Raw genomic sequence first — 13471 nt, 5'->3', positions numbered from 1 at the left:
CATCGGCGATGTGGCCGTGTTGCGATGGTTACAGCCTGCGCCCACGGCACTGGCGTCGAGATGTCGGCAACATGAAGAAAAATTTAGGAACCGGAAGCCGCGAATCGCGGCTTAAACGGCCCGAAAACCCGCTCCGGTTAAGCTAACGACCGAATCGCCGACCGAGTTCCCCATGCCCGAGCCCGATCTCGTCACGATCGACCGCCTGCGCCATCCGGCGCCATCGCAGATGCGCCGCCTGTTGCTCAAGGCCGCGCTGGGCGCCTCCGCCGCGCTGGCCTTGCCCGGATGCGCGACTCGCGTCGCCAGGCCGATCGTGCGCGATTCGCGGCTGGTATTGCCGCGATTGCAGGTGGAGGAAGCGCTGGTCGTGCGTGAAGTGGCTGGGCTGCGCCCGTTCCGCCCCGCCGGCTTCCGTGTCGAACCCGAACGCATCGGCGACAAGCTGGTGATCCACAACTACGGTCATGGCGGCTGCGGCGTCACGCTGTCCTGGGGTACCGCCGAACTCGCGCTCGAACATGCGCTCGCACAGCCCGAACGGCGCGCCGCCGTGCTCGGTTGCGGCGCGGTCGGACTCGCCACTGCGCGGCTGCTGCAGGATCACGGCTTCGATGTCGTGATCTACACGCGCGAATTGCCGCCGGACACCGTCTCGAACATCGCCGGCGCGCAATGGGGGCCGAGTTCACTGCTCGATCGCGAATACCGCACCCCGGAATTCGGCGCGCGGCTGGCGCGTGCCGCGCGCTTCGCCAATCGCCGCTTCCAGCTGCTGCCGGGCGAGCACTACGGCATCCGCTGGATGCCGCTGTATTTCGTCTCGCAAAAAACCGAATTCACGCCCGGCTGGGACTGGGGACAGACGCCGGAACTGTTCCGCACCCGCACGCACGCGCCCGGCACGCATCCGTTCGGCGGTCGCTACCTGCACGAAATCCAGACGATGATCATCGAACCGACGATCTATCTGCCGGCGATGATGGATGCGTTCCGCATCGCCGGCGGGCGCATCGTCGTGCGCGAGTTTCGCGGCGTCGAGGAAGTCGCCGCGCTGGCGGAACCGGTCGTGCTCAACTGCACCGGCCTCGGCGCGCGCGATCTGTTCAAGGACGACACCATGCTGCCGATCAAGGGCCAGCTGACCGTGCTGGTGCCACAGCCGGAGATCGACTACGCCACCATCGCCGGACGCTTCTACATGTTTCCGCGGCGCGATGGCATCCAGCTTGGCGGGACGCACGAGCGTGGTGAGTGGTCGACCGTGCCCGACCCCGCGAAATCAGCGGAGATCCTGGAAGGACATCGACGATTGTTCGACTGGAAAGCCTAACAAACCAACCTGATCGCTGACTCAATCCCCGATCAGGAAGACCGCATAGATCTTGTCCTGAAATTGCACATAGCCGGTCTGGAAGGATTCCGGAGCCGCAGCTGCAGCCGCTGCTGACCCGGTCAGCTCGATCCGATCCAGTGTTCCCCCGGCACTCCATTGGTACATCGTCGGCCAAGTTCCTTCGACGATGCCGTACGAGAACTGCGGCGCCGTGTCGGACACGCTGTAAAGCCCTGCCAAGCGGACTCCGTAAGACTTGGCGATCACTTCCGCTTTTTCCCGGGTCGATTCGATGGCTTTCTGTCTGAGCTGCCGCTTCAACGCAGGTTCTGAACTCAGCTCCGTGCTGACGCCGGAGACCTGAACTTCCTGGGACGTGACCAGCGCCGCCAGGAATTTTCTCAGTCCCGCCTGATCGGCGAAGCGCGCGGACAGATTCCGCATCACCCGGATGCCCTTGTATACCTGCTTGCGCTGTTCCTGGTCGTACTCGTTCTCCGGCTCGATCTGCAGCGAGGTCGCAACGATCTCACTATTCGGTACGGATGCCTGTTTCAGCTTCGAGATCGTGTCCTGAAGATGATCCTCAACCTTGGCGCGCGCCACGTCGGCCTTGGCATCAAGCACGGAAAACTTCACCTCGATCTTGAACCGATCCGGGATCGCCCTTGCCTGCGCTTCTCCGTACACGAGGATGTGCCGCGTCGGCGGCAAAGCATTCACTTGCGCGAAAGCGCCTCCCGCCACGGATGACAGCAACAGGACGGCCAGAATTCTGTGGATCATGCGGTTCTCCCCAACCAATGTGATTGCATCTTTCCCTTGCAACGTTTCAACCCCGTCATGGGGGTTAATGATCCACAAAATTGGCGTTACAACCCCTTCGCCGCCTCCGCCACCGCCCGGAACAGCGCCCGCCCCTTGTTCATCGTCTCCTCCCATTCCGCGCCGGGATCGGAGTCGTACACCACGCCACCACCGGCCTGCACGTACAGGCGTCCGCCCTGGATCACCGCCGTGCGGATGGCGATCGCGGTGTCGGCATCGCCGTGCCAGCCGATGTAGCCGACAGCGCCGGAATAGATGTTGCGCTTCACCGGCTCCAGCTCGCGGATGATCTCCAGCGCGCGAATCTTCGGCGCGCCGCTGACGGTGCCGGCCGGGAACGTCGCGCGCAGCACATCGGCGTAGCTCAGCCCCGGCTTCAGCTTCCCGGTCACCTCGCTGACGATATGCATGACGTGGCTGTAGCGTTCGATCACGAACTGCTCGCCGACCTGCACGCTGCCCGATTCGCTGATGCGGCCGACGTCGTTGCGGCCCAGGTCGATCAGCATCAGGTGCTCGGCGCGCTCCTTCGGATCGGCCAGCAGCTCCGCTTCGAGCGCGTTGTCCTCTTCCACCGTCTTGCCGCGGCGGCGCGTGCCTGCGATCGGGCGAACGGTGACGACTCCATCCTGCAAGCGCGCCAGGATTTCCGGCGACGACCCCACCACCTGCGTGCCGCCGACATCGATGAAATACATGTACGGCGAGGGATTGAGCGCACGCAGCGCCCGGTACACGTCCACCGGCCGCGCCTGGAACGGCACGCTCAGCCGCTGCGACGGCACCACCTGGAAGATGTCGCCGGCGCGGATGTACTCCTGCGCCTTGCGCACCACGTTCTCGTATTCCTCGCGCGTGAACGAGGAGCGGAAATCGCTCTCGTCGATCGCCGCCGGCACCAGCGTTTCCGGATAGCCAGCGCCGGCATGGCGCAGGCGGTGCGCGAGCGTGTCGAGACGACGATTCGCGCGCGCCCAGGCCTGCGGCTCGCGCGGGTCGGCGTGGACGATGAGGTACAGACGGCCCTTGAGGTTGTCGAACACCGCGACTTCGTCGCTGAGCATCAGCAGGATGTCGGGCGTGCCGAGTTCATCGGGCTTATCACCACCTGCCAGCCGCGATTCGATGTAACCGATGCACTCGAAGCCGAACCAGCCGACCAGGCCACCGGTGAAACCCGGCAGACCTTCGAGCTTCGGCACCGAATGCCCGGCGCGCAGGCGCTCGACCTCGGCAAAGGGATCGTCGACCTCGCGCGTCTCCACCACCTCACCCAGCTCGCTCACGCTCAGCGTGTGGCCGCGGAAGGCGTATACCTTGGTCGCCGGCAGGCCGATGATCGAATGGCGGCCGAAGCGCTCGCCGCCTTCCACCGACTCGAACAGATAGGTGTAGGGGCCATCGGCGAGTTTCAGGTAGACCGAGAGCGGCGTGTCGAGATCGGACAGTACCTCGCGCACCACCGGGATGCGGGTATGGCCTTCAGCGGCGTAGCGTTGGAACAGTTCTGGCGTGGTCACGCGGTGATTCCTGGCGAAGCGGACGGGCGGTAGCGATGCGGGCATGCGGCCGCCATCGCCAACCCAGGTCGGGGAACAGGAATCGCGGAGCCGAACGAAAACGCATGGCGGCAAATATAGCTGGTCTTCCGCCTTTGCGTGGAGCCGGCCACCGGGAGCCTGTTGACGAGCTTCCGCTCCTTTGTTTTTGTCATTCCAGCGGTTTTTAACAGCCGGATGACTGGCCAAGCCGGGATGACATCTTCTGGTTCTGGCCTAGGAATCGCCCAGCATTGGGCAATCCGCGGGCAGGTGCATGCGCAGCCGCCGCGGCACGCATTCGATGTGAAAACGCGTGGAGGTCACCGGCTCGCCGTCGAGGTTGAGCACGAACGGCTGCGGCGCTTCGATTTCGATCCGCGGCAGCTGGGCGCGAATCGCCACCCGGTCGAGCGCGGCATGCTTGCCTTCGGTCAACATCGTGCCGAACGTGGCGGCGACCTCGCCCGACAACTCGGGCACGATGGTCAGATCCAGCAGGCCGTCGTCGATACGCGCATCCGGGCACAGCGCCTGGCCGCCGCCGGCCTGCCGTCCGTTGCCGATGCCAAGCGCGATGAAGGCGCCTTCCCAGGAAAATTCCGGCCCTTCGATGCGCGCCGAGATCGGTTCGATACGCCCGAGCTTGGAGATTCCAGTGATGAAATACGCCAGCCCGCCGAGCAGCTTCTTCAGCCCTTCGTGGGTTTCGATCGTGACCTGCGTGCCGAAGCCGCCGCTGGCGAGATTGGCCGCCCAGTGCGGTGTGCCATGTGCATCCAGGCGCAGCAGATCGACCAGATGCGGAGGCCGCGCCTGGATGAGTTCGAATGCGGACAACGGCTGGGTCGGCAGCGCGGCCGCCGTGGCGAAATCGTTCGCCGTGCCCATCGGGACCAGCCCTAGCGACGGCAACGCGTCTGCCGCTTCCTCGCGATGCGCGAGCGTGGTGGCGACTTCGCTCAACGTGCCATCGCCGCCGGCCGCGATGATGACATCCACGCCTTCTTGGATGGCTTCGGCGACATAACGCTCAGCATCGCCGCCCTCCCACGTCACGCGCACATCCAGCGTGATGCCGCGCGCGCGCATCGCCGCGACCGCGGCACGGAGCGCGTCGTCTCCCGCGGATTTTCCATTGAGGACCAGGCGCCAGCGCGGAGCAGTCATGTTGTGATGCGATCTGCAAAACCGACACGCTAACAGGGTCGCGGGTCCGCAAAATGAACGCTCCAACGCAGCTGTCATGCCCCCGTCATTTCAAACCAGGAGCATGGAAGGCCATAGCAGGGACGACGGGCGGAGGCGGGATTGCCTCCAATATTTCCGGAGGAGCGCGGTCAGGTCAGGGGGAATTCGGCGACGATCACGCCATCCTCGTCGGCGTACAGCCAGTCGCCCGGCCTGACCGCGACGCCACCGATTTCCAGCGGCACATCGCGCAATCCTTGATCGCGCTTATCGGTCTTGCGCGGGCAGGTGCCGAGCGCCTTTACACCGAGATCGAGCTTCGCGATCGCCGCGCTGTCGCGGATCGCGCCGATCACCACCACGCCGGACCAGCCGCTGGCCACCGCCTTCTCGGCCAGCAGATCGCCGAGCATCGAACGCCGCAGCGAACCGCCGCCGTCGATCATCAGCACGCGCCCCTGCCCTGCTTCGGCCACGGCCTCGCGCACCTTCGAGTTGTCTTCCAGCACCTTGATCGTGCTGACCTGACCGGAGAAGGCGATCCGCCCTCCAAAATCGCGCAGCGGCAGGTCGAGCACGCGCACGGCGTCTTCGTGGGCATCGCACAGGTCACAGGTGCTCATGCGCGCCCCCGCATGTGAGCGATGTCGTTCGGGCTGCGATTCTCGAAGTCTCTGGGCATGGCGGAAGAATATCGCTGCGATCTCGCGGAATGGAAGCAGGTTGCCGGTGATGGCGCCGTTTCGCCCAATTACTCCAGCAACCCGCGCAGGAAGCTTTCCGGGCTGTTCAAGAACGCCCGCGTCAGTTCGTAATGCTCCGTGTCGCGATAGGCCACGCGCGACAGGCCGCCTTCATCGATCTGGTAGATCCACGCATCCGGATAGCTCATCAGGATCGGTGAGTGGGTGGCGATGACGAATTGCGACTTCTTCTGCACCAGTTCGTGCAGACGCCGCAGCATCGCCAGCTGTCGCGCCGGCGACAGCGCGGCTTCCGGCTCGTCGAGCACGTAGAAGCCGTGGCCGCCGAAGCGATGCGTCATCAGCGCGAAGAAGGATTCACCATGCGACTGGTCGTGCAGGGACTGCCCGCCATAGGAGTCGATGATCGGCGGACCACCCGGCCCGCGATCCAGTTCCTCGATCTCCGTGGCCACGTTGAAGAAGCTCTCCGCCCGCAGGAAAAACCCATCCTTCGGACGGCGATAACTCTTGCCCAACCGCAAATGCTCATGCAATTCCGAATGCGATGCGCGGGTGGAGAAACGGAAATTCTTCGTGCCGCCTTCCGGATTGAATCCCCAGGCGGCCGCGATGCCTTCCAGCAGCGTGGACTTGCCGCTTCCGTTCTCGCCGACCACGAACGTGACCGCCGGATGCAGCTCCAGGCGTTCGAAGTGCCTCAGCGCCGGCAGCGAGAACGGATAGCGATCGAACGAAGGCACCCGCTCGCGGCGCAGCTGGACGTCCAGCACGTAATGCTCGGCATCGAGTGCGCGCATCGCCGTGGTGGGCGGGAGCCCGTGCGCGCTACGCGCGCACGCTCGCGATTGCGTCGCGCATGTCGCGAATGATCCGAGCGTAATCGGGATGGCCGAAGATCGCCGAGCCGGCGACGAAGGTATCGGCACCGGCGCGCGCGATCTCGGCGATGTTGTCCGTCTTCACGCCGCCATCGATTTCCAGCCGGATCGGCTTGCCGCTGGCGTCGATGCGCTCACGCACGTGACGCAGCTTGTCGAGCGCCGAGGGAATGAACGCCTGGCCGCCGAAACCCGGGTTCACCGACATCAGCAGCACCAGATCGAGGTCTTCCAGCACGTAATCGAGCACGTCGAGCGAGGTTGCCGGATTGAACACCAGCCCGGCCTGGCAGCCCTGCGACTTGATCAGCTGGATCGTGCGATGCACGTGCCGGCTGGCTTCCGGATGGAAACTGATCAGGCTGGCGCCGGCCTTGGCGAAGTCGGGCACGATGCGGTCCACCGGCTCGATCATCAGATGCACGTCGATCGGCGCGGTGACGCCATGCTTGCGCAACGCCTCGCACACCACCGGTCCGATGGTGAGATTGGGCACGTAGTGGTTGTCCATCACGTCGAAATGCACCCAGTCGGCGCCGGCTTTGAGGACGTTGTCGACTTCTTCGCCGAGGCGGGCGAAGTTGGCCGAGAGGATGGAGGGGGCGATGACAGTGGGTTGCATGTTCTTTCTATGTTGTTAAACGGCGGTAAGCGTTAATGCAGAGCCAGGTATTGGACGAGCAGCAGTACTCACTCCAAGAAATCATACTCGTAGATGCGATAACCATCGCCTTGAATGAATCCTTTTGGCATCCATCCCCGAGCGAGAGTGCGATCCGTAATGACGGCCATGACAACACCGGCCCGATCATTCAAGGAATCAGATATCACTAACTGAAACTCAGACGGGGGACCAACAAATGCATCCACAAGGTCTAGTGCTTCTTGAAGAGATGCGACCGGTTTCATCATCCGTTTGCCTTCAGAAACCCGAACTCGATATCACTTCCGCCGCAATGTCTTGATGCGATCGTAGGCCGCATTGATCTCCCGCGCCTTCACCTCCGCCTGCTTGCGCAGCTCCTCGGCGACGCCATTGAGCCGATCCGGGTGGTATTGGCTAATCAGCCGCCGATAGGCCAGATCAACCTCGGCGTCGTTCGCCTCCTCGGTGAGTCCGAGCACGCGATAGGGATTCTCGCGCGGGCTGCGGAACCAGTCGGCGTCGAAGGCATGGCCGATCAGCAGGCCGAGCATCGCCCCCAGCAGCGGATTGGTCCGCATCAGCAGGACGCCGGCGATGAATCCGAGGAGTTTTCCGTACCAGCGCTTCATGGGCGACAGTGTAAGTGGCTGGACCGTTGTCACGAAGCTCGGGGGCCGCACCTGCCATCCCTGGCGCCGCGAAATCGGCTCCGGAGGCCCCAGCCAGGCCATTCGCGGCCGCCTCGGCCGCTTGATGCGGCTTCGATTCAGCGGTCGCCAGCCCGGGGCTCGCAAATGCGCCGCTTCGCCATACACTACCCGGCCCCACCGCCTCCACGAGGCATTCGAGTTGGCCGCCACCACCCTGCTTTCCGCCGATCTTCCTGGTCTGACCCTGCGCCACCGCGGCAAGGTGCGCGATGTGTTCGAGTTGCCCGGTGACGAGGGCGATCCCCGGCTCCTGATCGTCGCCACCGACCGCCTCAGCGCCTTCGACGTGGTACTGCCCGATCCGATTCCCGGCAAGGGCGAAATGTTGTGTCAGATCAGCAACTTCTGGTTCGCCAAGACCGCCAATCTGATGCCCAATCACCTCACCGGCATCGACGTGGCCTCGGTGCTGCCGGCCGGCGTCGACCCGGCGCCTTACGTGCAGCGCTCGGTGGTGACCAAGAAACTGAAGCCGGTGCCGGTGGAAGCCATCGCGCGCGGCTACCTGATCGGCAGCGGCTGGAAGGACTACCAGAAGACCGGCCGCGTCAGCGGCATCGCCCTGCCCGACGGCCTGCGCCAGGCCGAACGACTGCCGCAGCCGATCTTCACGCCTTCCACCAAGGCCGCGGTCGGCGACCACGACGAGAACATCGACTTCGACACGATGGTGCGCGCGATCGGCGCCGACCTCGCCGAACAGGTGCGCGACGCCACGCTGCGCCTGTACAGCTTCGCCGCCGAGTACGCCGCGCAGCGCGGCATCCTGCTCGCCGACACCAAGTTCGAATTCGGCACCGACGCCGACGGCCGTCTGTACGTGATGGACGAAATGCTCACGCCGGATTCCTCGCGCTACTGGCCCGCCGACGAATACCAGGTCGGCACCAGCCCGCCGAGCTACGACAAGCAGTTCGTGCGCGACTATCTGGAAACGCTGGACTGGAACAAGACCGCGCCCGGCCCGCGACTGCCGGCCGAGGTGATCGAACGCACGCGGGCGAAATACGCCGAGGCGCTGCAGAAGCTGGCCGACATCGCGATCGACTGAAGACGCGCGGGTTTCCGTCTCTCGCCATGAACAGCGGATACCTCTACCTCGCCGCCGCCATCGTCGCCGAAGTGGTGGCGACCTCGGCGCTGAAATCCTCGGAAGGCTTCACCAGGCTCGGCCCTTCGGCCGTGGTGGTGATCGGTTACGGCATCGCGTTCTGGTGCCTGTCGATGGTGCTGCGCACCGTGCCGATCGGCGTGGCCTATGCGATCTGGTCGGGCGTCGGCATCGCGCTGATCGCATTGATCGGCTGGATCGTCTTCAAGCAGTCCCTGGACCTGGCGGCGCTGGTCGGCATCGGCCTGATCGTCACCGGCGTCGTGGTGTTGCAGGTATTCTCCAAATCCAGCGCGCATTGATCGCGCCTTGCAGGAGGTCGTCATGAACGCAGTCAATGCCGTCGCCGAAGAACGTCCCATCGACCGCTGGTTCGCGAGCTACTCCGGCGATCATCGTAACGCCACCAACCAATCGATCCACGTGATCGCAGTGCCCGCGATCCTGTGGAGCGTGATCGCACTGCTGTGGTGCATCCCGGTGCCGATCACCTGGTTCACCGCCGGGCTGTGGGCGGCGCTGGCGATGTTCGCGGCCTGGATGTTCTATTACCGTGCCTCGCGCGCGCTCGGGCTCGGCATGCTGGTGGTGTTCGTGGCGATGTCGTGGCTGACACGCTGGTTGTCCCTGCGCTACGGCCTGCAGACGCTGCTGTATGCCGCCATCGCCGTGTTCGTGGTGGCGTGGATCGCGCAATTCATTGGCCACAAGATCGAGGGTAAGAAGCCGAGCTTCTTCACCGATCTGACCTATCTGCTGATCGGCCCGGCGTGGGTGCTGTCGAAGCTCTATCGCAAGCTGGGCTGGAAGTACTGACGCCTTTCGACTTGAGCGCTGCTGCAAGCTCGCTTTCTCGCCTTGATTTTGCTCGTCATTCCCGCGAAGGTGGGATTGACGGACGAAGACCGTCAGTCGCCGCGCGACACGAACATCTCCGCCGTCGGCCGGAACGGACGCGGCGCGTAGCCGAAATCCCGCCGTGCCGGCGTCGCGTCGAAGACGAGATCCTCGCGCATGCGCGCGAGCGCCGCGCCACCGAAACCGCGCGCGACGCCGGCGACGCGGGCGAATGCCAGCGCCAGGCGAAACAACGGCGCGGGCCACAGATACAGGCGCGCGGGCGGCTGCAGCGTCGCCAGCACGCGCGCCGTCATATCGCGATACGACAGGGTTTCGCCGCCCGGCAATTCGTAAGCCCGCCCATGCGAGTCGGGCGCATCGATCGCGGCGAACGCCGCCTGCGCGAGATCATCGGCATGCACAGGCTGGCGCAGCCCGACGGCATCGCGCGGCAAGGCGAAGCGATGCCAGCGTTGCGCGATCGCAGCGATGCGCGTGAGCGTGCGATCGCCGCCGGCACCGTAGATCAGCGTCGGCCGCAGCAAGGTCGCGGCGGCGGCGCGTGTCGTGGCGGTTTCCAGCACCAAGCGTTCGCCCTCTCGCAAGCGTGCGGCGAGATCGCGTTCGGCGGCATCGGCCGATTCCGCTTTCACCAGCTGACTGGTCGAGCCGAAAGCGATCACGCGCGGACAGGCGACGCGTGCCTGCGCGTACCAGCGCGCGAACAGATCGAGCGGGCCGCAACTGACGATCACGCCGACCTCGGATGGCAACCCTTCGATCCGCTGCAGATCGCCGCGCAGCCAGCGCACGCCCGGCACATCGATCCGCGCTTGCCGCGAGACCGCATGCACCTGCCAGCCTTGTTCGACCAACCGCGCCAACAACAATCGTCCAATCTGTCCGCTGGCGCCAAAGACGAGCGCATGCCGCATGTCAGTGCTCGTCACGCGAGTCTTTCGGCAGCGTGATCCACAGCCAGATGAAGCCTGCGAGCGCCGCCGTCACCGAAGCCGCCAGCACGCCGAATACACCGGAATCGAAGCGCGCCGCATCGTTCGAGAACGCCAGCGAGGCGATGAACAGGCTCATGGTGAAGCCGATGCCGCACAACAATCCAAGCCCGACGGTCGCTTTCAGATCCAATCCTTGCGGCAGCCGCACCCCGAACAGGCGCAGCAACAGCGCGGCACCGATGACGCCGAGCGGCTTGCCGAGCAGCAGACCGCACAAAATGCCCAGCGGCAACGGCGTCAAGGCATCGGCCCAGGAGAAACCGCGCAGATCGAGGCCCGCGTTGGCGAAGGCGAACACCGGCAGGATCGCGTAGGCGACCCAAGGATGCAGCGCATGCTCCAGCGTCTCCAGCGGTGACGAGGCTTCCTCGCCATGAGCAGCATCGTCTCGCCGGCTTCCATGCGGAATCATCAGGCCGGTGACGACACCCGCCAGCGTCGCGTGGACGCCCGATTTCAGCACGCATACCCAGATCACGACGCCGAGCAGCAGATACGGCGTCAACGAACGCACGCCACGACGATTGAGCAGGAACATCGCCACGATCGCGGCCCCTGCCCACGACAAGGCGGTCAGCGACAACTGATCGGTGTAGAACAGCGCGATGATCACGATCGCGGCGAGATCATCGATCACCGCGATGGTCGACAGCAGCAGCTTCATCGCCACCGGCACGCGTGAGCCCAATAGCGAGAGGATGCCGAGCGCGAAGGCGATGTCGGTGGCGGCCGGAATCGCCCAGCCGCGCAGCGCCGCGGCATCGCCGCGATTGACGAACCAGAAGATCGCAGCCGGCACCACGACACCCGCGGCCGCGCAGGCTAGCGGCAATACCAATTGCGAGCGTTCCGACAATTGCCCGCTCAAGGCCTCGCGCTTGATCTCAAGCGCCACCAGCAGGAAGAAGATCGCCATCAGGCCGTCGTTGATCCACAGCAGCAACGGCTTGGCGAGATCGAGCGCGCCCACGCGCACCTGCACCGGCAGTTCGCGGAATCCTTCGTACACGGAGACCAGCGGCGAGTTCGCGCACAGCAGCGCCAGCACCGCCGCGCCGATCAGCAGGATGCCGCCGGCTGCCTCCAGACGAAAGAATTCGCTGAGCGCGCGCAACGCGCGTTCGGGCAGGACGCGTACCGCGCGGGTGACGGGCGTGGGGTCGGTCATGCGGGGATTGTAGCCGCACCCTGCTTTTCGCATCTCGCTTCCGGGAAGCGCGAAAACCGCGTCAGGTAGTGAAATACCGTGCGTTGAGCCACAAATGCGTGCCGATGCTCGCGGCGTAGCCGAGCGCGATCGCCCAGCTCCACTTCAAATGACTGAAAAATGTGTACTGCCCGCGCGCCTGCCCCATCAGCGCCACGCCCGCGGCCGATCCGATCGAGAGCAGGCTGCCGCCGACGCCGGCCGTCAACGTCACCAGCAGCCACTGCCCGGTGTCCATCGTCGGATTCATCTGCAGCACGGCCACCATCATCGGGATGTTGTCGAGCACGGCCGAGACCAGGCCGACCAGCACGTTCGCCGCGGTCGGCCCCAGGTGTCCGTAGAACAGCTGCGAAGACAGCGCGAGATAGCCGCAGAAGCCGAGCGCACCCACGCACATGATCACGCCGAAGAAGAACAGCAGCGTGTCCCACTCCGCGCGCGCCACCTGTTCGTAGCTGTCGAAGGCGTCGATATCGCCGGGCGAGCCCTCGCGTGCGAAATCAGCTTGCTCATGATGGCGCGCCGTGCGTTGCAGCCACCAGCCGTAAAGCTTCAGGAACGCCAGCCCGGTCATCATTCCCAGGAACGGCGGGATGTGCAGCACGCTATGGAATCCGACTGCCAGCACGATGGTGATTACGAACAAGGCCATGATTGGTTTCGCGCCGCGCTTCATCGAAATACGCACGTCGCTGCTCGCCGGCTTGCCTGACGGCAGCGCAAAGTGCATCAGCGACGCGGGCACGAGCCAATTCACCAATGACGGAACCAACAGCGCGAAGAAAGTCCAGAACTCGACCAGGCCACGCTGCCACACCATCAGCGTGGTGATGTCGCCGAACGGGCTGAACGCGCCGCCGGCATTCGCCGCCACCACGATGTTGATGCAGCCCAGCGCCACGAAACGCGGATTGCCCACGCCCACGGCGAGCAGCACCGCGCTCATCACCAGCGACGTGGTGAGATTGTCGAGCAACGGTGACAACACGAACGCCAGCCCGCCCGTGATCCAGAACAATGCGCGATAGCCGAGATCGCGCCGCAGCAACCAGGCACGCAGCGCGTCGAACACGCGGCGTTCGCTCATCGCGTTGACGTAGGTCATCGCGGCAAGCAGGAACAGCAGCAATTCCGCGTATTCGAGCAGGTACTCGCGCACAGCGTGATGCGCCAGCTCCATGTCGCCGCGCGCAGCCACTGCCGCGGCCAGCAGCGCCCAGATCACACCGGCGGCCAGCATCACCGGCTGCGATTTGCGCAGATGGGTGAATTCCTCCAGCACCACGAACAGATAGGCCAGCACGAAGATCGCGATCGCGGCGTAGCCGGCCCAATGCGTGGTGAGGTCGATCTGCGTGGTCGAGGCGAAGGCCGGCGTCGACATCGCCGCCAAGGCGAAAGCCGGCAGTGCGATTCGAAGCGTGCACTGAAGGAAACGCGTGACGGCGGACATCATCGCC

Annotated in this window: 14 protein-coding genes; 4 read left to right on the top strand and 10 right to left on the bottom strand. The window is 64.8% G+C overall.

Translation table 11 applies throughout. The annotated features are described in order from the left end of the window. Nucleotides 1-172: 172 nt before the first annotated feature. On the top strand, nucleotides 173-1333 hold the full coding sequence (locus LG367_RS03460) for an FAD-dependent oxidoreductase (RefSeq protein WP_226467806.1): 1161 nt from the start codon (nucleotides 173-175) through the stop codon (nucleotides 1331-1333). 21 nt (nucleotides 1334-1354) lie between these two features. Here LG367_RS03460 and LG367_RS03455 read toward each other — a convergent pair whose 3' ends face one another. The 7 genes from LG367_RS03455 to LG367_RS03425 all read right to left on the bottom strand — a co-directional run bounded on the left by LG367_RS03455 (nucleotide 1355) and on the right by LG367_RS03425 (nucleotide 7753). After that, nucleotides 1355-2122 (bottom strand): SIMPL domain-containing protein, encoded by a 768-nt coding sequence (locus LG367_RS03455; protein WP_226467805.1) that lies wholly within the window; start codon nucleotides 2120-2122, stop codon nucleotides 1355-1357. Nucleotides 2123-2208: 86 nt separating this feature from the next. After that, entirely contained in the window at nucleotides 2209-3684 is a 1476-nt protein-coding gene (gene trpE / locus LG367_RS03450; RefSeq protein WP_226467804.1) for an anthranilate synthase component I, read from the bottom strand. 255 nt (nucleotides 3685-3939) lie between these two features. Then, nucleotides 3940-4872, bottom strand: a complete 933-nt coding sequence (gene yegS / locus LG367_RS03445; RefSeq protein ID WP_226467803.1) for a lipid kinase YegS — start codon at nucleotides 4870-4872, stop codon at nucleotides 3940-3942. Nucleotides 4873-5042: 170 nt separating this feature from the next. Continuing rightward, on the bottom strand, nucleotides 5043-5516 hold the full coding sequence (rraA, locus tag LG367_RS03440) for a ribonuclease E activity regulator RraA (protein ID WP_226467802.1): 474 nt from the start codon (nucleotides 5514-5516) through the stop codon (nucleotides 5043-5045). 128 nt (nucleotides 5517-5644) lie between these two features. Continuing rightward, nucleotides 5645-6397: an AAA family ATPase gene (locus LG367_RS03435; protein ID WP_226467801.1), complete on the bottom strand. Its 753-nt coding sequence runs from the start codon at nucleotides 6395-6397 to the stop codon at nucleotides 5645-5647. Between the two features lie 28 nt (nucleotides 6398-6425). Beyond that, nucleotides 6426-7100, bottom strand: a complete 675-nt coding sequence (rpe, locus tag LG367_RS03430) for a ribulose-phosphate 3-epimerase (protein ID WP_226467800.1) — start codon at nucleotides 7098-7100, stop codon at nucleotides 6426-6428. Nucleotides 7101-7420: 320 nt separating this feature from the next. Beyond that, nucleotides 7421-7753: a J domain-containing protein gene (locus LG367_RS03425; protein ID WP_226467974.1), complete on the bottom strand. Its 333-nt coding sequence runs from the start codon at nucleotides 7751-7753 to the stop codon at nucleotides 7421-7423. A gap of 220 nt (nucleotides 7754-7973) precedes the next feature. Between LG367_RS03425 and LG367_RS03420 the strand changes: the two genes are divergently transcribed. The 3 genes from LG367_RS03420 to LG367_RS03410 are packed head-to-tail and all read left to right on the top strand — an operon-like array spanning nucleotide 7974 to nucleotide 9761. Then, nucleotides 7974-8885: a phosphoribosylaminoimidazolesuccinocarboxamide synthase gene (locus LG367_RS03420; protein WP_226467799.1), complete on the top strand. Its 912-nt coding sequence runs from the start codon at nucleotides 7974-7976 to the stop codon at nucleotides 8883-8885. A gap of 26 nt (nucleotides 8886-8911) precedes the next feature. After that, nucleotides 8912-9247, top strand: coding sequence for a DMT family transporter (locus LG367_RS03415; RefSeq protein ID WP_226467798.1), 336 nt, complete (start codon nucleotides 8912-8914; stop codon nucleotides 9245-9247). A 22-nt stretch (nucleotides 9248-9269) separates the two neighbouring features. Then, nucleotides 9270-9761 carry an Mpo1 family 2-hydroxy fatty acid dioxygenase gene (locus LG367_RS03410; protein WP_226467797.1) on the top strand — a complete coding sequence of 164 codons (492 nt, stop codon included), beginning with the start codon at nucleotides 9270-9272 and terminating at the stop codon, nucleotides 9759-9761. Nucleotides 9762-9853: 92 nt separating this feature from the next. On the opposite strand, the gene LG367_RS03405 is transcribed toward LG367_RS03410, so the two are convergent. The 3 genes from LG367_RS03405 to nhaD all read right to left on the bottom strand — a co-directional run bounded on the left by LG367_RS03405 (nucleotide 9854) and on the right by nhaD (nucleotide 13467). Further along, nucleotides 9854-10720, bottom strand: coding sequence for an NAD-dependent epimerase/dehydratase family protein (locus LG367_RS03405; RefSeq protein ID WP_226467973.1), 867 nt, complete (start codon nucleotides 10718-10720; stop codon nucleotides 9854-9856). Between the two features lies 1 nt (nucleotide 10721). Then, on the bottom strand, nucleotides 10722-11969 hold the full coding sequence (nhaA, locus tag LG367_RS03400; RefSeq protein WP_226467796.1) for a Na+/H+ antiporter NhaA: 1248 nt from the start codon (nucleotides 11967-11969) through the stop codon (nucleotides 10722-10724). Nucleotides 11970-12030: 61 nt separating this feature from the next. Continuing rightward, nucleotides 12031-13467: a sodium:proton antiporter NhaD gene (gene nhaD, locus LG367_RS03395; RefSeq protein WP_226467795.1), complete on the bottom strand. Its 1437-nt coding sequence runs from the start codon at nucleotides 13465-13467 to the stop codon at nucleotides 12031-12033. Nucleotides 13468-13471: the final 4 nt, after the last annotated feature.

The organism is Luteimonas panaciterrae, from assembly GCF_020511115.1.
Taxonomy (GTDB): Bacteria; Pseudomonadota; Gammaproteobacteria; order Xanthomonadales; family Xanthomonadaceae; genus Luteimonas; species Luteimonas panaciterrae.
This window is presented reverse-complemented; position numbering and strand designations above follow the sequence as displayed.